This is a genomic window from Botryobacter ruber (assembly GCF_003347595.2).
Lineage (GTDB): Bacteria > Bacteroidota > Bacteroidia > Cytophagales > Hymenobacteraceae > Pontibacter > Pontibacter ruber_A.
Genome location: NZ_QCZK02000043.1, coordinates 13,494 through 33,248, shown reverse-complemented (window position 1 = coordinate 33,248; position 19,755 = coordinate 13,494). Strand labels below are relative to the sequence as shown.

The window sequence follows — 19,755 nt, the reverse complement described above, 5'->3', positions numbered from 1 at the left end:
TCCAAGGAGGGGAGTTTTTTCTTCTTTATTAAACTTGAAAATGTATCAATGTTTTTAGAGAACGGGAGTAAATGATGTTGTGCTATAAAGAAGGCTACATATCCTTTCTTTATAGCACAACATCAAGACACTACGATTATCTACCCAGCCAGGACAGCTACTGCACGATCAGCTTTTTGCTGTAAGCGCTGTTGCTGCCGGTAACATGCACCATATAAACGCCTGCTTTCAGCGGTTGCACCGGCTCAATTTTCAGCAGACGTTCAGCGGCATGTTCCGGAACGATGGTAGCATACACAACCCGCCCCTGCACATCCACGATTGTAACGGCCAACTCCTTGCCCGCTGCTGCAGGAACAGCTATGGCAATGGTGGCACCGGCAGAAGGATTCGGATACACCTGCATGTCCTGCTGAAGGCTTCCCCGGAAGTTTACCGGCACGACAGCGGAATAGCTGAAGCTGCCATCCAGATCTGTTTGCCTTAAACGATAATAGCTCGTGCCTGGCAGCGGGTGTTGGTCTGCAGCTTCGTAGCTCCGGGCGGTGCTGCTGTTGCCACTGCCTTTCACGCGGGTTACTTCCTCAAAATGAATTCCATCCGGTGAGCGTTCTACGGTGAAGTAGTTGTTATCTTTTTCGGTAGCTGTTTTCCATTGTAGCCACACCCCTGCAGCTTTGGGTGTGGCAACAAAGCTGATCAGTTCTACCGGTAAGGCACCCTGCGCAACAGGAGCGTTTGATTCGAATGGTGTATAGACAGAACCAAAGGTAAAGGGGCTAAAGGAGCTGACATCTGACCCGGAAAAAAGAAATCCGCTTTGTCCGTTTTCTGAAATCATACCGTGGCCTTCGTTTACCCAGCCGGTACCGTCCCAGCGAGCTATCAGCAGTCCTTTGGAATCAGAGATGCTACTTTGCGCATCCCAGGAAAGGGAAACAGTAGCCGCAGAACTCCCACCAGTCCGGTCCAGCATCCAGTACTCCAGGTGACTGATGTAGTTCAGGCCATCTTTCAGGGAAGTTCTGGGGTAGTAGGTGTTTGGATCGGTTCTGAAATAGGCTGCCGTGAAGTGATCGGTGGTTAGTGCGGGCGCCGATATGACGATTGGCCTGTACGCCGTGCCGCTGCCGGTCGGGAAGGTGAAGGCACTGTCCCCAACTTTGCGCACATAGCCGGTAACATGACTGCCGTTATCGGGCGCATCGCTGAAGCTGACACCATTCTGCAGGATGAGCAGTCCATTGGCTGCAGAGCCGGTGCTGCTGGCTTCGATGATGCCCGAAGTAAAGGCAAGGTCTTGCAGCACGCTCAGGTTTACGTGGAGTACCAGTTTTCCCTGCTCGGTCGTTGCCACTTGGAGCTGCTGAATTTGTGGCGGAAAGGCTGCGTCGCCACGCAGGTTTTGTGGAGCAGATCCGTCCATCACTACCTTCCCTGTTGTGCTGCCAAAGGTAATAGCGGCTGCAGAACCTGCTGTAGAAACATCTCCTGCAAAAGTGGTGGTGCCGGAAGAGGCCGGTTGCAGCGCTCCCGTACTGCGCTGGATGAAATGCGCGGAGCTGTTGAAGCCGTCGCCGGTGGTGCTGGCCAGGGTCAGCGCACCGGTGCCGCTGTTGGTGATGGTGGTGGGGCCGTTGAAGGTACATCCGCCGGTTCCCGCATTGGCAGCGCTGCCTGTTTTCGTAAGCGAAGTGGTGCCGTTAAAGACAGAGCCGCTCAGGAGCAGCGATGGAGCCGTGGCGCTGAGGTCACCGTTGAACACCGTTCCTGCCAGGAAATGAAGCTGGCTTGCCGTTCCGCCCAGCGTTACTAGTTGCGGAGCAGTTCCTTCCTGCACGAAATTGCGGAGGTATAAACCGCCGGTCGTAAAGCCGGAGCTGCCTACAGCAATGGTTTTTCCTGCTGCCAGTACAGCCGTGCCTGTGTTTCCTGCCGGACAGATATGAATTCCGGAGCCGCTGGTGTTGTTCACGTACACATTGCCATAGAACAGCGTGCCGGAGGCATCGTTGCGGGCAACTTCGGTATAGCTGGTGCTGGTGCCGCTGTTGGTGAAAGTGACATCGGCATAAAAAATGTCGCGGGTAACGTTGGCCAGCCGCAGAAAACTGCTGCCGCTGTTGGTAAAGCTTGTTACTCCTCTGAAGGTATTCCCGCCGGCGGAGGTACTGCCTGCAGCCGTTTTTACAAAAGAAGCCGTTCCATTGAAAGTCGCGCCATCCAGCGCAAGGCCCGGTGACACGACTGTAACATTGCCGCCCAGGGTGGTGCCTGCCTGAAAAGAGATAGTACCTGTGCCGGTTGCTGAAAAGCTGATAGGCGCGCTGCCAAGCTGCGTGAAGTTACGGAGCAGCAAACTGCCGCTGCTAAAGCCTGTACTGCCAATACTGATCGTTTTACCGGCTGCCAGTGTTGCAGAACCGGTTGACTGTCCGAAGCGGATGCCGCCGCTGGCAGTGCAGTTAACAATGATGTTCTCGTTAAAGACATCGGTGCCGGTGTTGTTCAGGTGGAAAGCCCCGGTGCTGGTATTGGTAAAGGTGGTAAGGCCGTTGAAGCTATTGCCGCCGGTTCCGTTGTTGGTGCTTGTGCCGGTTTTTTCAAAGGAAGCTGTTGCATTAAATACTGTTCCGCCAACCACGATACCCGGTGCTGTTACTGCTACCGGACCGTTAAACGTGTTGCCGCTCTGGAACGAGACGATGCCGGTACCGGTAAGCCGGATGTTCTGGGCCGTATTGCCGGTTTGGGTGAAATTTCGCAGCATCAGGGTGCCTGCCGTAAAACCCATACTGCCCACTTGCATTACTTTTCCAGCTGCCAGCGTAGCCACACCCGCTCCCTGGCAAAACTGCACGCCTGTTCCGGCTGTACTGTTTACAAAAATGTTCCCGTAAAATTCGGTGCCGGTAGCATCGTGACGTGCCACGTCAATATAACTGGAGCCGGTGTTCGTAAAAGTAACATCAGCATTGAAAATATCGCGGGTGGAATTGGCTAGTCGAATATAGTTGGTGCCACTGTTGACGATGGTGGTGGTGCCGTTGAAGGTGTTGCCGCCAGTAAAGGTATTGCTCGCACTGCCGGTCTTCTCAATAACAGTTGTGTTGTTAAAGGTGGAGCCGTTCAAGGCCATATTTGGAGCGACAGTGGTGAGCGGACCTTCAAAAACGCTGCCTGTCTGGAAAGATAAGGTGCTGGTGCCGCTCAGGCTAAGATTTTGTGCGGTTGTGCCTGTTTGAATAAAATTTCGCAGCGCCAGCGTACCCGCTGTGAAACCGGAAGCACCCACGCTAATCGTCTTTCCTGCTGCCAGTATAGCCATGCCTGTTCCCTGCCCGAAGTTGACGCCTGTGCCGCTAATACTGTTGATTAGGACGTTGCCATTGAACAATGTGCCGCTGGCATCGTGGCGGGCCACGTCGATGTAGCTGGTGCCGGTGTTGCTGAACGTGACGTTTCCATTAAAGATATCGCGGGTAGAATTGGCAAGCCGGATATAGTTGGTGCCGTTGTTCGTGATGGAAGTGACGCCGTTAAAGGTGTTGTTCCCGGTGCAGAGATCTGTGGTACTGCCGGTTTTGGTCAGGCTTACGGTGTTGTTGAAAGTAGAGCCGTTAAAAAGCAACCCGCCTGCGTTACCATTTAGCAGGACGCCAAAGGTAGTGCCTGAAAAGGTGGCACTGTTCGTGAGCGACAGCTGTAGGGTGCCGTTGGAGATTGTTCCGCCGGAGAAAGTACCTGTTGCTCCTGCAACTGTCAGCGTGAAGCCATTTAAGTTGAGGTTACCGGTACTGATTGTAAAGTTGGCGACGCTGCCGGAAGCCTGGAGCACCGGTTGGTTTGGAGTGGCAGTGGTAATGGAAACATTGTCTGCAGCAGCGGGAACTCCGTTTGGCGTCCAGTTGGCAGGTTGGTTCCAGTCCGAAGAACTACTGCCGTTCCAGGTGTAACTGGTCTGGGCAAACGCGGGGTAACTAAGGAAACAGCAAAGTGCAGCAACAGCTGCAAAGGAACGTCGGAGTTGTGCGAACTGCATAAAATAAATTCAAAAATGGATCAGTATTTATTTTAGAAAAATGGCGACTACAGAAGCCGGCACAATTGCAGAAACGTACTATTTCCGGAGCAGGAGTTAAGCTGCTTCGCGTGGTACAAAGCCAACAGGCCTTTAGAGGCAGTAAAAACACCTCTATTGTAATTTTTTGCCATAAAGTTTTAGTTATTTCCAGCCAAAACCTTTAAAGTGCAATTTTGATTCCCTAAAATTGAAAATTATTTTATTGTAGTTTACTACCTGTATCCGGAAGAATGGTTCATCTTCTTTTCAACTCAGCTACCAAACCATTTCCCCCTGTTCTTCCCGTTATCAGGTAGGGCCGTTTCATTCTAATTTTTTGCTATTCAAAATAAAAAACAAAAGTAACTGTCATTGGTAACATTCCCGAGGCGAGAGCCGAAGGGAGCCAGCGTAGCTGTGAGAAATCTGAATTATTTCAAGCATTCTAATTTTTAGTGTCATTTCTCACAGGGCTACCAATGACAGATTTTGCAACAGTTGGCTCGAAGAGAAAACCTTTCCAGTTTTCGCAGGAGGAGCCTTCTACGTGTTCCGGTGCTGAGCTCTGCTCAGCAGCCCGCAGTGCAGCGAAGGGCAGGTTCACGTAGACAGCGACGGATGCGAAAACGCGGCCGCGCTTAAATAGGGCCCCTTCCCCAGCCGAGGAGCGCGAAAGTTAACAATGAAAAAGGGAGCAAGAAGATACAGATGAACATACACTAAGAGTAAGTAACATTTCCACCAACGGTCCCGACAGCTACTCCTGCTTCTTCAGGTACTCTTTGAACCACTGCATAGCCAGGTGCGCCACTTCCTCCAGCTTCCCGGGTTCTTCGAACAGGTGCGTCGCGCCCGGCACTATGGTAAGTTTTCGTACCGATTTCAGTTCAGCGTAAGCCTCTTCGTTCATGCCGATTACCGGGCCATCGAGGCCGCCGACCAGCAGCAGGGTTGGTGCCGTAACTTTGGGCAGCACCGGAATAGCCAGGTCGGGCCGGCCACCCCTGGATACGACGGCTTTAATTGTATTGCCTAGTTCTGCAGCCGCTCCCAGCGCCGAAGCAGCTCCTGTACTCGAACCAAAGAAACCCAGTGGCAACTGCTGTAAAGCTTTTTGGTGCTGCACCCACTCCGTTACACTTATCAGGCGCCGGATAAGCAACGGAATGTCAAACCGGTTCTCGTACACGCTGTCCTCCTCCTCGGTAAGCAGGTCGAACAGCAGGGTGGCAAGGCCCTCTTCTTCGAGCACACGGGCTACATAGCGGTTGCGGGAGCTGTGCCGGCTGCTGCCACTGCCATGCGAAAAAATAACCATACCGGTTGCCCCGGCAGGTAAATTCAAATTTCCCATCAGGCGCTTATCGCCGATGCGGATTTCCACTTCTTCCTGTATTTGATATTCTGGCATACCTCAGTTGTTTTAAATTACCGGCTCTGGATAGTGGGGTCCTGCAGCATCTGGATTACCTCCTCATCCGTCACTTCAGAAAAATCATGATAAAACTGTCCTACCGCCTGGAAAGACTCAGGCGCCGAGAGGCAAACAATATCTTCGGAACAGACAGCGAGCTTGTCGAGCACGCGGGGTGAGGCGACGGGAACGGCAATGACCACTTTAGCCGGGTGCGAATCGCGTACCAGCTGGGCAGCCGCCATCATGGTATAGCCCGTCGCAATGCCGTCATCTACCAGAATAACGGTTTTGTCTTTGATAATGACGGGACTACGACTGCCCCTGAAACGTTTGTAGCGCTCCCGCAGCTGGTACCTGATCTCCTCGGTCTGCTCGTCGAAATATTCCTGTGGCACCTTTACATCCGGGTTAAGGACCCGGCTCTCCAGGCTGACGGCCCCGATGGCGTATTCGGGATGGGTGGGGTAGCCTATTTTTTTGATGAGGATAACATCGAGGGGAAGGTCCAGCTCTTTCGCGATGATGTAGCCGAGGGGTACGCCTCCACGGGGCAGGGCAAGAACAACAGCATTGGTCTGCTTATACTTTTTCAGCTCCTGCGCCAGCAACTGTGCTGCTTCTTCTCTGTTTTCAAAGGCCATACGTTTCGTGTTTAGGTAATACAAACACAAGTCTTATAGTCTTTACGGTTAGCGTACTGCTAAGATGCTTTCTACCTGGATTTTATATTTTGACTAACGGGTAAAACCGGGAGTTGCATATTCCACTTTAAAGCTAAATTTTGTAGAGAAAAAGCGGATCAGTGAAATTTGGTTGCAATGCAAGAGAAGGCAGTAGAAGGTAGTGCGACGGAATTAATCCCCCTTGGCGAAGGGGGTTGGGGGATTGGCCCGGTATAGCAGAAGAATCAAAGCTATAAGATGATTTACTGGAAGCAATGCAAACAACTATTGATTAGCAGTAACCATCAATCCCCCTGCCCCCTTCGCCAAGGGGGATGAAGTTGTTCACCAAATTATCTTACCCAGGAGCTAAGGCAATGGTGGCACCAGCAGATAATTTTTCTCTACAAGATTAGCTTTGTGAGGACAAAAACTTCCTGACTAACACACAGCTACCACCGAATCAGCCTCTACATAATGCCCGCCTACGCATTCGCTCCGGCGCAAACATGCCTGTATCACCAGCGTGGCCACCGTCAGCAGGTTTCTCAGTTCCTGCACAGCAGCAGTCGCGGTGGAAAGGGCAGATTCATTCTCAAGCTGCTCTTCCAGTTCCGCAACCTGATGCAGCGCCTGCTCCAGTTTATCCGGATTCCGGACAATGCCTACCTTTTCCCACAGCAGCTCCCGCAACCTGGTGCGGAGGTGTGCGACATCAGGCTGCGCCATAGCAGCAGGTTGTAGAACACCTGGAATAACTGGTGGTAGCTCAGGCTGTGGCCCCAGCTGCGCCTGCTGCCATCGAAGGGAATGACGCGCCGCGCTGCGGCCAAACACCACCCCTTCCAGCAGGGAATTACTTGCCAGCCGGTTGGCACCGTGCACGCCCGTACAGGCAACTTCGCCAATCGCATAAAGCCCTGCGATCGTAGTGCAGCCGTGAAGGTCAGTTTGCAGGCCGCCGCACTGGTAGTGTGCTGCCGGTACGATGGGAATCAGGTCCTGCTCCACCGCAATCCCGATACTTTTGCATTTGGCATTGATAGAAGGAAACTGTTTCCGGACGTGATCCGCGGGCAGGTGACGGGCATCCAGGTACAGGCAGGGACTGTTGTGCAGTTGCATCTGCCGGTACACGGCACGGGCTACAATGTCGCGCGGTGCCAGCGAGCCGAGCGGGTGCACTTCGTGCATAAAGCGGGAGCCATCGGGCAGCACCAGCTCTGCTCCTGCTCCCCGTAAAGCCTCCGTAATTAAAAAAGTTTCGTTGCTGTCGGGCTGGTAGAGCGCCGTGGGGTGAAACTGGAAAAACTCCATGTCACTAACAGCTGCACCGGCACGGTAAGCCATGGCCAGGCCATCGCCTGTCGCAATAGCCGGGTTGGTGGTGTGCTGAAAAACCTGGCCTGCGCCACCTGTTGCCAGTACCACTGCTTTTGCCAGGAGAGTTTGCTGCGTGTCTGTGTTCAGATCCAGCACCCGAACACCGTAACAGCAGCTGCCACCATTGCCTCTGCTCGTCAGCAACTCCGTTCCCATGCGGTGCTCCAGGAAGGTGATGTTCTCCTGCCTTTGCGCTGCCGCTACCAGTACCTGCTGTATGCTCAGGCCGGTGTGGTCTTTCACGTGGGCAATGCGTTTGCGGCTGTGGCCGCCTTCCAGCCCCAGCGCAATTTCGCTGTTCCCGTTGCTGTCGAATACCACCCCCTGCTGTTGCAGCCATTGAATTGCCTCCGGGGCCTGTGCCACAAGGAAGCGAACCGCCGCCTCGTCGCACAGACCGGCACCGGCTGTTAAGGTATCCTGCACATGCTCCTCAAAGGAATCCAGGGTGCTGAGTACGGCAGCTATGCCGCCCTGGGCGTAGGCAGTATTCGTTTCGGCTGCGCCGGCTTTACAGACCACCGCCACCGTCCCATGCCGGGCGGCATGCAGGGCAAAGGTAAGTCCTGCAATACCGCTTCCGAGCACCACATAGTCGTAAAACCGCGCTTCCATGACAATAGGATTAAGAGAACTCCAGCATCCGCTCGATCGGCAGCAGCGCCCGCTGCAGGATGTCTGCTTCCAGGTTCACTTCAAACACACGCTCCTCTTCCGTACCAATCGCACGCAGGGCCTGCAGCGTACGCTGCACTGTTATCTGTTTCATATGCGGACACTTGATGCAGGGCACCACAAATTCATTTTCAGGATACATCCCGCGCAGCGTAGCACCCAGGTCGCACTCGGAACCCAGGATAAATTTGCGGGAACTGCTCTCGCCCACGAAGCGGATAATATCTGACGTACTGCCTACAATACCACCGGAACCTTTCATGGCTTCCAGCACCGTATCGTCCGGCACTTCCCAGTGCACGAGCACCTGCGCATCGGGGTGCACCAGTTTCAGGCCGTTGATGCGCTGCGGCGTAAACTGCTCATGCACTTCGCAACGGCCTTCCCACAGGATTAACTCTTTGCCGGTTTCGGCAGCGATTTTAGCCTGCAAGTTGCGACCCATAAAAACATCGGGCAGGAAAATAAGTTTGTTCCCGGGAAAGGAACGGGCAATGTCCATGGCGTTGCGCGAGGTGCAGCAGATGTCGGCTTCCGCTTTTGTTTCGGCATAGGTGTTGATATAGGCCACCACCGGCACCTCCGGGTGCAGCGCTTTGAGCTGACGCACATCGGACGCTGTAATACTTTCGGCCAGCGAGCAGCCTGCCTCAAAACTTGGCAGCAGCACCCGTTTCTCCGGGTTCAATATCTTGGCTGTTTCGGCCATAAACTTCACACCACAGAAAATGATGTTCTCAGCACCTGTCTTTTTCGCCGCCACACTCAGGCCCAGCGAGTCTCCCACAAAGTCGGCAATACCGCCATCCGCATCAGTTATCTGCAGCTCGGGCGCCATGTAGTAATGCGACAGGATGACAGCATTCTTCTGCCGTTTCAGTTCGCGTATCTCTTCTACAGCCTCCAGCAGCGAGGCATCTTCCGTGAATAAGGCAAAGGGATCCATTGCTCTGAGTTTTTCAGAGAAAGCACCCTGTGTTTGTGTTTCAAGCATGCGGAAATATGGTTATGAAAGTCAAAAAAATGTCTTTGCGCAACCGGTCATTCAGATTCCGGTTTTGTCAGCCAGCTCCCGACAGGTAAAAAAGCTTTGAAAAAGCCGCTTCACCTGCCCTGTTAGCTAAGTGTAAGATTATCAACATTACAAAGGTATTACCTGCTGCTGAGCAGGAGAATGACATTTGTCATCAAATGGATTGATGTTTTAACGTTTATCTTAATGCTGCACCGGAAGTAAGACCTGAAAACCTCTACCCACTCCGGCTCCAGCGCATAATTTGGTCTCTTTTATTCTGCTGCACCTGCCACCACTGCCGCTGCTGCTCGCTACAGGAAACTAAACAGCTGGCTTTATATAAATTAGAAGTTCACCGCAATACTTTATGCTTCTTCTGATCCTGGTTCACGTAGGGCTGTTTTATCTAATCTTTTGTGTCATTTCGAACGCAGTGAGAAATCTGGTACAAACACAAATGCTTGTAATAATTCAGATTTCTCACTGCGTTCGAAATGACAGTTACTTTTATTTTTCATTTTGAATAGCAAAAAATTAGAATGAAACGGCCCTATTGGTTCACGGGGATCTGGAGATCCCCGGCAGATTACATTCGGATGAAAACATCCGAATAAGCGCTGTTTTTATTCTGCTGCAGCTGCCACCACAGCCGCTGCTGCTAAACAAAAATTCCGCGACCTGAGGTTGTTTATTTTACTTCAACCAGAGACCGCGGAATTGCAGGCAGGCCCTGAAGGATCCAGCCACACGTTATCAGCTACCGGTCAGCTGCTGGTGGTCAGCTCTTCGTGTACGTTGGTGATATAGGATTTCCCGGCGTTGATGCTGTCTACCAGGTCCTGGATGGTGCGGGTGCTGAAGGTTTTGAGCATATGGTTGCGCCAGGCTTTTATATCGTTGTGCAGCGGACAGGGATGTGTGTCTGAGCAGTGTTTCATGCCCATGCCGCACTTTTTAAATGTTTCCAGCCCGTCGATAATCCGCACCACTTCCATCAGGTTGATCTCGCTGGCCGGGCGGTGCAGGTAAAACCCACCGTTTGGCCCTTTCACCGAAGCGATCACGCCTTTCCGTACCAGGTCCTGCAATATTTTGCCGATAAAATGTACCGGCAGTTCCAGTTCCTTGGCTATTTCCTTTATCCCTACTTTGCTTCCTTTTTCATCGTTCATGGCGATGTACACAATGGAACGCAAGGCATATTCAGTTGTCTTCGATAACATAATTCTCTCTCCTGTAATTTTCAGCCGCGAAGATATCAGATACTGTTCATCTGCAGCAATCCGGCTTCGGTTATTCTTTCCGGTGTCCACATGGGCACCCACACCAGCTCCACCGCTACCGCCAGCTCCGGAAAGCGGTTCTGCAGGATCTGCTCTGCCGCTGTTACGATCGTGCTGCTCATGGGGCAGCCCGGCGTGGTGAGGGTAAGCTCTACGTGCAGCCTGTTAGCTTCGTGGCTTACCTTGTATACAAGCCCCAGGTCTACAATGTTTATGCCTATCTCCGGGTCTATGATAAACTTTAAGGTCTCCAGTACTTCATTTCCGGTTTCAGTTGTTGGCGCTTCCATAGGTAAACGGTTTTAATTCTTGAGTTTTGTGCAGTAGCAGTTGAAAGACATTGGCAGTAAAGAGCAGCGAAGTAATCGTAAACCCGATGGCGCCGCCCAGCAGCAGTTCCTGCCGGTTCAGCAGCACCCCCGCCACCAGCAGCACAAATCCAAGCAGGTAGCTGGCATTCTGCCAGCGCAGCAGTCCCTCGCTGAACAGGTCCTTGGGCAGCGGCGTTTTAAAGCGGCCCACCTGGTTTTCATAAGCATGCATCCAAACGATGAACGGCAGGGTCTTGAACGTCTGCCCCAGGATGATCGCCGATAAAAAGCCCAGGAAAATTGAAACGCCATACACCAGGTACACGGACGAGAGCAAGGCCTGCGGCAGCCCCAGCCTGCTGCTTACCACGAACACCAGCACGAGCGGCAGCAGCAACAAGCCTAGCGCGACAAACGTCTGCTTCATGCCCGGGTCGGTTGCCGGACGCAGCTTTGCTTTGTAGGCCTGGCGCAGGTAGAGCAGGAACAAGACAATTCCGGCAGCCACCATGGCGGCATAAAGCGGCAACAAATCTGAGTGGAAAAACAGGTGATCGAACGTAAAGAAAACCAGCGCGGCGTTGATCAGGTAATAGGCTTTGCTCAGGTGCTGCGTGTCGGTATGGTGCGCGAGCAGGAACATCGGGATCAGCTTGGCCCCTACACCAATGATCAGGAGCAGAAACCAGCCGGCCATGCCCAGGTGCGCGTGCAGCTTGAGGTAGTGCACATGCTCCTGCGGCAGAAAAGCAAGCGTAAAGTTCAGCGCCATCAGCAGCCCGATGAGCCCGGTCAGCAACAGCCAGATGGCCGAGGTCACAATAAAATCAGCTTCGATGGTCCACTTAGGTGCCTGCCGGGCCGTCTGGACAACGTTGATGGTAAAGAACAGAAACGACAGGAACAGCATACAGGCCGCCGCGTGCAGTAGCCATCCCACCTGAAAATTCCAGAAACAGTAGGCCAGCAGCATCGTACCGGCACCCAGCAGCCCGAAAGCCCAGACCGCCATCCGCTCACTGTACAGCCTCCCCTCCAGCACCACCGGCAGCAGCTGGTACAGCGCACCGAAAATGGTCATGGTAGCCCAGCCCAGCGCCGCCACGTGCGTGAGGGCCAGCAGCTTGGGATGAAAATAATGCCCGCTGAAGGCATCGGTGGAAAAGAGCAGCATCACGCTCAGTGCCACAAACGCAAGGGCTGCAAAGGCATAGTGTGGCAGCACTACCCATTTTGCAGGCGAGTTGGAGACGGTGGCGGTACTCATGGTCAGGTTTCTTTATAGATGAGTAAATACACTTCGGCTGGTCCGGCCTCTTTTGCCTTTATGCTGAAACCGCGCTCCTGCAGTTGCGGCAGCAGGAACTGCGGCACGCGGCGGTGCGTCACATACAGTGCCTCCTCCGGTGGCAGCTGTTCCAGTTCGTTGAGGATGGTAACCATCGGCTGCGGCATTTCCAGGTGCCGTACGTCAATCTTCCGGATGTTTTGGCCATAAGTTTGCAGCGCTTCGTCAAACGAAAGTTCTGCTGCTGCTGTCACCACAGCCGCTGCTCCTACTGCTGTCTGCAGCCAGAAGTAGGTATGCACCAGGTCTTCCGATTTTACCACGGTGTAGTAGTTGTAGCCTCTTTTGGCCAGGATGGAAATGAGCGGCGTCGGCTCGAAGGTGTTTATTATCAGCAGGGCATTGCTGCCATCAAGCTGCTCTACGGCCGCCATGATTTTCAGGAATGGATCGTTGCCGGTGGCGATGTCTTCGCACACATCCAGCGTGAGCACCTGCGCTTCGTCGAGTTGTGACAGGAATGCGGGCAGGGCAATTTTGGTTTCGGTTGTTTGCATCGTGTTTGGTTCTGTTGTGTTACCGCTATTAAAGCCAAGCGGCGCCAGCTTCTCATAAAAATCCTCGACAGCACAGCCGCCAATGCGGGCGGCATCAGCGATGGTTACCCGGGAGGCCAGCACCTTCCGGAGCACCGGGTTACGCAGCTTTTCAAAGCGCCTGTTAATAGAAGCAATCGCTTCGATGGCGTCAGGATTGGCTTTGATCAGCGCCGAAATTTTGGTTGTGGCGGCAATGTTCATGGCTATTCAATCTTATCGGTTTTGGTCCAGAATTCCGGCTGAAAATTATCGGTGCTGGGTGCGTGGCGGTGCTCCAGCAGTTTTCCGGTCAGCTCCAGCTCGTCGGGCTGCACCACCGACTGCAGGTAATTAAACAACTCCCGCTCTTCCCAACGGATATGGTCCACCAGGTCTTTTTCCAGCACCTGGAACAGGTCTTTGTTCCGGGGACTGCCATCGTCAATAAGCTGAATAATGGCTTCCAACAGCCTGTGTTCTTCCTCCAGCCGCATCCGTTGGGTATCGTGTTTTGGCAACAGCCTTTTCAGCACCCATTCTTCTTCGTCGCAATGCGCCTTCAGGATGTTTTCCCAGAAGTAGCGCACGTAATCCCGCAGCACCTCCAGGTCGGTACCGTTTTTCAGGCCCTGGCGCAGCTTCCAGCAAAACAGCAGGCCAAAGTGGTGCTCCCGCGACAACGGCACCAGGCTTTTATCTCTTTTCTGTGGTTTGGTTTCAGTTTTCATGGCGATGGTGGGGTTAACCCGTTTGTTTTGAAACAGCAGGGTCAGCCTTACCAACCCGCTGCTTACTTCCTCCTATTGTACATGTAGTTATTACTGTTCTCCTTTGATGTTCATCCGGCAGGAAAATTTTTCTGCAGCTGCGACCATTGTCTTAGCTCTTTCTGCTGTCAGACACTCGCTGGACCTGCGCACACTGCGAGGTCTTTTGAAGCTGTCTTCTCGACCGCAGGGAGATATCTGGGTTAGCTTAGGTTTTTACTGTATCAGATTTCTCACTGCGTTCGAAATGACAGGAGGTTTTACTTCAGCACCTCTTTCTCCAGCTCCAGGGCTTTCGGGAACAGGATGTTGTTTTCGAGGTGGATGTGGCGGTGCAGGTCTTCTTCAAACTCCTTCAGCTTGGCAAAACCAACCTGGTAGGTAGCGCAGCCGTCGGCCGGCACCGTATAGTTGCTGCTGAGTCTGCGGATGGCTTCCAGTTCGCCGCCTGCATTTTCGTGTTCCATCTCCATCATGTTAATCGGGTTCTGAATAGAGCCGAAAGGCGGCGTATCCATTTGCAGGCCACGCTTCTTCGCCTCTTCCAGCTGCTTGATGTACGGGAACAGCACGCGCTCCTCTTTCGGCATGTGCGCCTCTAGCTCGTTGGCCACATTCACAAAGTGTTTGGCGATTTCCACCAGCTCCGGGTGGCGCTGTCCGTGCACGCGGGCCAGTTTGGTGGTATATTCATACAGTGCAGGCAGCGACTCCCGCACATATTTATGGTGCATGTTCACGATGTAGTCGGCCAGGAAAGAAAGATCCCAGCTGCTGTAGTCGTTTTCGCGGGCGTTGCTTACCTGCCCGGTTGCGTTCAGTTCCTGCTCCAGTTGCTCCTGGTCAACTCCTTTTTCTTCGCAAACCTGTGCGACCGATTTTTTCCCGCCGCAGCAGAAGTCGATGCCATACTTCTTAAACACCTGCGCCTTGCGGTAATCCTTTGCTACCAGCTCTCCTACTGTTTCGCCCTCGGCGGGAGTCAGCTTCGAAATGCGCACTTCCCATACTTCCGGCCCCTCTTCCAGGTACTCCCATTTAAAGATATTGCCGCGCTCGCCCAGCAGTTGGTAGTACAGCGGCTTGGGGTCGTGGTCGTTGTGGATGATGAACGCCTGGCCACCAGCCAGCGCATCAAACTTACTGAAGATGGTGGGGTGTTTCAGGCGGGGTTCTATAACGGTTACATCTAGTTTTTCTAAGGTTTCCATTGTTTTTTGCTTTGCGTGATACTAATACTGTCAGGTTGTAAATGATTGCCGATGTAAAAGTAGAAACGGAATCCAGAAAACAAAAGAGTAAAAGATCTTTTTTTATTCTAAAACAGGTGATATATATCACTTTTTAGGAAAGCCCTATATAGTACCTTTACAATAGAATATCTTCCCGCCACCCGAACACTGGCCTAACAATCTCGTTTATAAATATTTAGACTTTACTTATGAAAAAAAAACACGCAGAGCGAAAAGGATTGACCGTCTCCCGCCACTTCTCCAGGAAGGACGCAAACCCGTATGATCTGTTCCGTTACGAGCGCCGTTCCTCCACTATCCGGAACCCGTCGGGTGATGTGGTTGCCGAGATAAAAGATGTGGAAGTGCCGGCAGGCTGGTCGCAGATCGCGACGGATATCTTAGCCCAGAAATACCTGCGCAAAGCAGGCGTGCCGCTGCCATCGGGAGGCACCGGTTCCGAAACGTCGGTAAAGCAGGTGGTGCACCGCATGGTGAACTGCTGGACCAACTGGGGCAAACGCTACGGCTATTTTGCATCGGAAGACGATGCGCAGGCCTTTTACGATGAGCTGGCTTACATGCTCCTGGACCAGCAGGCTGCGCCCAATTCCCCGCAGTGGTTTAACACCGGCCTCCACGAGAGCTACGGCTTAACCGGCAAACCCCAGGGACATTATTATGTAGACCCGAACTCCGGTGAACTGAAGGAGTCGGAGTCGGCGTACGAGCGGCCGCAGCCGCATGCCTGTTTTATCCTGGCTGTAGAAGACGACCTCGTGAACAAAGGCGGCATCATGGACCTGTGGGTGCAGGAAGCCCGCATCTTTAAATATGGCTCGGGTGTAGGCACCAATTACTCCAGCATCCGGGGCAAAGACGAGCCCCTTGGCGGCGGTGGCTCTTCCTCGGGCCTGATGTCGTTCCTGAAGATCGGCGACCGTGCAGCCGGTGCCATCAAGTCGGGCGGCACTACCCGCCGTGCGGCTAAGATGGTGTGCCTCGACCTGGACCACCCCGAAATCGAAGATTTTATCAACTGGAAAAAAGACGAAGAGAAAAAGGTAGCGGCACTTATTAAAGAAGGCTACTCCTCCGATTACAACGGCGAGGCGTACCAGACCGTGTCGGGGCAGAACTCCAACAACTCGGTGCGCATTCCGAACTCCTTTTTTGAGGCACTCCGCAAAGGCGAAAACTGGAACCTGGTGGCCCGTACCGATGGCAGTGTAGTAAAGGAGATACCGGCACAAAAACTCTGGGATGAAATAGCAGACGCCGCTTGGGCCTGCGCCGACCCCGGCGTGCAGTTCGACACCACCATTAACGAGTGGCACACCTGCCCGGCCGAAGGACCTATCCGGGCTTCGAACCCCTGCTCGGAATACATGTTCCTCGACAACACAGCCTGTAACCTGGCGTCGCTGAACCTGAGCAAGTTTTTTAACGAGCAGGAGCAGTCGTTTGATGTGGCTGCGTTTGAGCACGCCTGCCGCCTCTGGACGATCGTGCTGGAAATATCGGTGCTGATGGCGCAGTTCCCATCGGAGGCTGTGGCGCAACGCTCCTACGACTACCGCACCATCGGCCTGGGCTACGCCAACCTGGGCGCACTGCTCATGATACAGGGCCTCCCCTACGACAGCGACGATGCCCGTGCCATGGCCGGTGCCATTACCGCCCTCATGACCGGTGTGGCCTACAAAACATCCGCCGAAATGGCCGCTGTGCTGGGCGCTTTTCCGAAGTACGAGCAGAACAAAGAGGCCATGCTGCGCGTGATCCGCAACCACCATGCGGCTGCCCATAACCAACCGGAAAACTACAGCCACCTCAGCATCAAGCCTGTTCCGCTGGACCCGGTGCGCTGCCCCAAGCAGCTGCACGCTGCCGCCTGCCAGGCCTGGGATGATGCCCTGGCATTCGGTGAAAAATACGGCTACCGCAATGCACAGGCTACCGTTATCGCCCCGACCGGTACCATCGGCCTGCTCATGGACTGCGACACCACCGGCGTGGAGCCGGATTTTGCGCTGGTAAAATATAAAAAGCTGGCCGGTGGCGGCTACTTCAAAATCATCAACCAATCTATTCCGCTGGCGCTGCAGAAGCTGAACTACACGCCGGAGCAAACCCAGGCCATTGTAAACTATGCCAAAGGGCATGCGACCTTAGCTGGTGCACCGCATGTAAACAGGGAGTCGCTGCTGCAGCATGGCCTGCTGGAGGCGGAAGTTGACCGGGTGGAAGAAGTCCTGCCAACGGCTTATGACCTGGTTTCGCTGTTCAGTGTGTATACCCTGGGCGAGGCCAGCCTGCAGCGGCTGGGCTTTACGGCTGCTCACTACAACCAGCCCGGCTTTAACCTGCTGCGTGCGCTGGGCTACACAACTAAGCAACTCGAAGAAGCCAACGACTACGTCTGCGGCACCATGACCATCGAAGGCGCGCCTTACCTGAAAGCGGAACACTACCCGGTATTCGATTGTGCCAACCGCTGTGGCAACAAAGGCAGGCGCTATATACTGCCCCAGGGCCACATCCGGATGATGGCTGCTGTTCAGTCTTTCATTTCAGGAGCTATTTCCAAAACCATAAACCTGCCGCAGGAAACCGCTCCGGAAGAAGTGGCACACTGCTACGAGTTGTCATGGGAACTGGGTCTGAAAGCCTGCTCGCTCTACCGCGACGGCAGCAAACTCTCGCAGCCGCTGTCGGCCAAGAACAGCAGCAGCGATGATGAGAAAGAAGAGCAGCAGGAAGAGGTGAAGCAGGAAGAAGTGAAGCTGGAGGCAAAGAAACAGGAAGCGCCACAGAAAGAGGAACTGACCTATAACGCCGACCAGATTCTGAAGGCTGCCAAGGCCATTCTCGCCGAATCGGACAATCCTGCTTTCCGGCAGCAGTTGGCGTACATGGTGGAGCGCCGCAAGCTTCCGGACAAACGCAACGGGTTTACGCAGAAAGCCAAAATCGACGGCCATACCATCTACCTCCGCACCGGCGAGTACCCGGACGGCACGCTGGGCGAAGTGTTCATCGATATGTACAAGGAAGGGGCTTCGTTCCGCTCTATCCTCAACTGCTTTGCCATTGCCGTATCGCTGGGGCTGCAGCACGGGGTGCCGCTGGAAGAGTTCGTGAGCCGCTTCACCTTCACCCGCTTCGAACCGGCGGGGCGTGTGGAGCATCCGAACATCAAGTCTGCCACTTCGATTTTCGATTACATGTTCCGTTTGCTGGGCTACGAGTACCTGAACCGTACCGACCTGGTGCATGTGCAGGACCCGCCAAAGGAAGTGAATAGGGCTGCTCCGGAAGCGGAAAAACCTACACAGCCCAAAGCACCACAGAACGGGCGGCTGGTAAACGGCGTGAACGGGAACAGCCAAAAAGCGGTAGCGGCCGCTAACAAAGGCCTGCACCTGGAGCAGTCGCAGCAGGCGCTGGCCAGCATGATGGGCGATGCCCCGATCTGCAACGTGTGCGGCCACATTACCATCCGCTCCGGCACCTGTTACAAATGCCTGAACTGCGGCAACAGCCTCGGCTGTAGCTAAAATTTCATCTTCTAAAAAAGCGGGAGCAACTGCTGTAATGGCAGCGGCTTCCGCTTTTCTTTTTTGAAGAGCAGAGGGTGTGGTGGCAGCTACAGCAGAATTATTTTTCACACAGGAAACGGCTACACCTGCAGCATCAACCATAAAAATAAATGGAGTAGGTAAAGCTTCCGGCCAGCAGGAACAGGAAGGTATAAATGATGCCTTTTATCAGGATGAGGATTCGATGTTCGGTGGAGTATTTGTTCCAGAAAAAGATGGTCCAGTAAATGAAAGCGGCAAAACATACCACGCCAACCAGGCACAGGATTACGCTTAGTGGCAGAAGCACCACATCCGGAATTACCTGCTCATTTATGTTGGTGCCCACCACAAAAATGGTCAGCAAAAACGCAAACAGCATAAAGCGCTCGTTGCGGTGCGCATCCAGTGCAATGTAGATGTAACGCTTTATTGTTTTTAAATAAGACATGATGGACTGCCCGTATAGCATGGCTTTTGCAGAATTTATGACAGTATACGGGATTTAGCGGCGATAGCGTTATTTTTTCAGGCTGTGCAGTTACAGTTCCTTGCAAAAGCTGCTTTAAATTTTCTGTATTTTTTCTAAAACTGGGCTTGCCTGTTGATGTTCAGAGGCGGGGTTGGTACTGGAAGGGTAATACAGGCAACAGGCTTAAACTGGTAGGGCTAAAGGAGTTGAGCAGAAAATGCTTTGATAATCTATTGCAGCAATTAGGGTATGAGTTATTTTTCTTTCTTGAGTTTATACAGGTAGCCCTCTTCTTTTAAATATAAACTCTCTCCTTCAAATTTAACGACTTCAAACTCCTGTTCCCGAAATGGACCTCCCTCAAATCTTATATTGCATGAATTCGAAGCAAAGCGAGGATTAAGGCGGTGCTGGATTGGTGCATGTTTCTTTAAATGCTTCCTTCATGTAAGTCCCATATGGGAAAACATAACTCATAGTCATTCCAGACTATATCCCCATATTCCAAGTTAAAGTTTTTAAATTTTTCCTTATCCAGGTACTTCTTAGTCATCGGATTTTTCGCTGACTTTAAAAAGCTTTCAAAATCGATGGTTTTGTTAACACCATCTGAGAATTCAAATTTAATTTTATACCCGTCAAGATATACAGCCTTGTCAATTGAAACTACCATGCTTCATCAATTTTTTTAGTGATTACTTCAGATTTTACTTCTTTATTATATACGAAGAAGTCTACCCATTTCTTCACAATATCTTCCCTAAAGTGCTCAACTAACTTCCTTAGCCTTTTTTCATTTTTACTTTCAAGAGGTTCTTTACCTTTCACTGCTGATATTCGAACTTTTTCAAATTCTCCATTTTCAAAAATTAATTCAGCTTTGCTTTCCTGCCCTTGGTACTTGCCATGCACGTGAATTGGTTCATGCTCATTTGAATAAAACAAAATGATTAGTCAGAAATATTCATAAAGCTTTGGCATAAGTAATTTCTTGTAAAGTTAGAATATTACTTTTTGTTATTGAAATG

General features: G+C 52.6%; 15 protein-coding genes. 1 reads left to right on the top strand and 14 read right to left on the bottom strand.

Annotated features, from left to right (window positions below; genetic code table 11):
- Window positions 1-157 precede the first annotated feature (157 nt).
- From DCW36_RS14165 to ric, 11 genes are all read right to left on the bottom strand, one after another.
- Window positions 158-4,042 (bottom strand): T9SS type A sorting domain-containing protein, encoded by a 3,885-nt coding sequence (locus tag DCW36_RS14165; protein ID WP_114782780.1) that lies wholly within the window; start codon window positions 4,040-4,042, stop codon window positions 158-160.
- A 778-nt stretch (window positions 4,043-4,820) separates the two neighbouring features.
- Window positions 4,821-5,474 carry a dienelactone hydrolase family protein gene (locus DCW36_RS14160; RefSeq protein ID WP_114782779.1) on the bottom strand — a complete coding sequence of 218 codons (654 nt, stop codon included), beginning with the start codon at window positions 5,472-5,474 and terminating at the stop codon, window positions 4,821-4,823.
- A gap of 17 nt (window positions 5,475-5,491) precedes the next feature.
- A complete protein-coding gene (locus DCW36_RS14155) occupies window positions 5,492-6,121 on the bottom strand; it encodes a phosphoribosyltransferase (RefSeq protein WP_114782778.1) in 630 nt (209 codons plus the stop codon).
- 462 nt (window positions 6,122-6,583) lie between these two features.
- A complete protein-coding gene (nadB, locus tag DCW36_RS14150; RefSeq protein WP_114782777.1) occupies window positions 6,584-8,140 on the bottom strand; it encodes an L-aspartate oxidase in 1,557 nt (518 codons plus the stop codon).
- A 10-nt stretch (window positions 8,141-8,150) separates the two neighbouring features.
- Window positions 8,151-9,146 carry a quinolinate synthase NadA gene (gene nadA / locus DCW36_RS14145; RefSeq protein ID WP_240676186.1) on the bottom strand — a complete coding sequence of 332 codons (996 nt, stop codon included), beginning with the start codon at window positions 9,144-9,146 and terminating at the stop codon, window positions 8,151-8,153.
- Between the two features lie 833 nt (window positions 9,147-9,979).
- Window positions 9,980-10,438, bottom strand: a complete 459-nt coding sequence (locus DCW36_RS14140; protein ID WP_114782775.1) for an RrF2 family transcriptional regulator — start codon at window positions 10,436-10,438, stop codon at window positions 9,980-9,982.
- 35 nt (window positions 10,439-10,473) lie between these two features.
- A complete protein-coding gene (locus DCW36_RS14135) occupies window positions 10,474-10,788 on the bottom strand; it encodes a metal-sulfur cluster assembly factor (RefSeq protein WP_114782774.1) in 315 nt (104 codons plus the stop codon).
- Window positions 10,769-12,076 carry a hypothetical protein gene (locus DCW36_RS14130; RefSeq protein WP_114782773.1) on the bottom strand — a complete coding sequence of 436 codons (1,308 nt, stop codon included), beginning with the start codon at window positions 12,074-12,076 and terminating at the stop codon, window positions 10,769-10,771. Before DCW36_RS14130 ends, DCW36_RS14135 begins: the two co-directional genes overlap by 20 nt.
- A gap of 2 nt (window positions 12,077-12,078) precedes the next feature.
- Window positions 12,079-12,897, bottom strand: coding sequence for a DUF2249 domain-containing protein (locus tag DCW36_RS14125; RefSeq protein ID WP_114782772.1), 819 nt, complete (start codon window positions 12,895-12,897; stop codon window positions 12,079-12,081).
- Window positions 12,898-12,899: 2 nt separating this feature from the next.
- A complete protein-coding gene (locus DCW36_RS14120; RefSeq protein ID WP_114782828.1) occupies window positions 12,900-13,403 on the bottom strand; it encodes a hemerythrin domain-containing protein in 504 nt (167 codons plus the stop codon).
- 299 nt (window positions 13,404-13,702) lie between these two features.
- Complete coding sequence (gene ric, locus DCW36_RS14115; protein ID WP_114782771.1) at window positions 13,703-14,653, bottom strand: iron-sulfur cluster repair di-iron protein; 951 nt, start codon at window positions 14,651-14,653, stop codon at window positions 13,703-13,705.
- 230 nt (window positions 14,654-14,883) lie between these two features.
- Between ric and DCW36_RS14110 the strand changes: the two genes are divergently transcribed.
- Window positions 14,884-18,234 (top strand): vitamin B12-dependent ribonucleotide reductase, encoded by a 3,351-nt coding sequence (locus DCW36_RS14110; RefSeq protein ID WP_114782770.1) that lies wholly within the window; start codon window positions 14,884-14,886, stop codon window positions 18,232-18,234.
- Window positions 18,235-18,370: 136 nt separating this feature from the next.
- On the opposite strand, the gene DCW36_RS14105 is transcribed toward DCW36_RS14110, so the two are convergent.
- The 3 genes from DCW36_RS14105 to DCW36_RS14095 all read right to left on the bottom strand — a co-directional run bounded on the left by DCW36_RS14105 (window position 18,371) and on the right by DCW36_RS14095 (window position 19,672).
- The gene (locus DCW36_RS14105; RefSeq protein ID WP_128396978.1) at window positions 18,371-18,727 is read right to left on the bottom strand and encodes a hypothetical protein; all 357 of its coding nucleotides are present in this window, start codon (window positions 18,725-18,727) and stop codon (window positions 18,371-18,373) included.
- Between the two features lie 430 nt (window positions 18,728-19,157).
- Window positions 19,158-19,400 carry a DUF2442 domain-containing protein gene (locus DCW36_RS14100; RefSeq protein WP_114782768.1) on the bottom strand — a complete coding sequence of 81 codons (243 nt, stop codon included), beginning with the start codon at window positions 19,398-19,400 and terminating at the stop codon, window positions 19,158-19,160.
- Window positions 19,394-19,672, bottom strand: a complete 279-nt coding sequence (locus tag DCW36_RS14095) for a DUF4160 domain-containing protein (RefSeq protein WP_262708149.1) — start codon at window positions 19,670-19,672, stop codon at window positions 19,394-19,396. Before DCW36_RS14095 ends, DCW36_RS14100 begins: the two co-directional genes overlap by 7 nt.
- Window positions 19,673-19,755 lie beyond the last annotated feature (83 nt).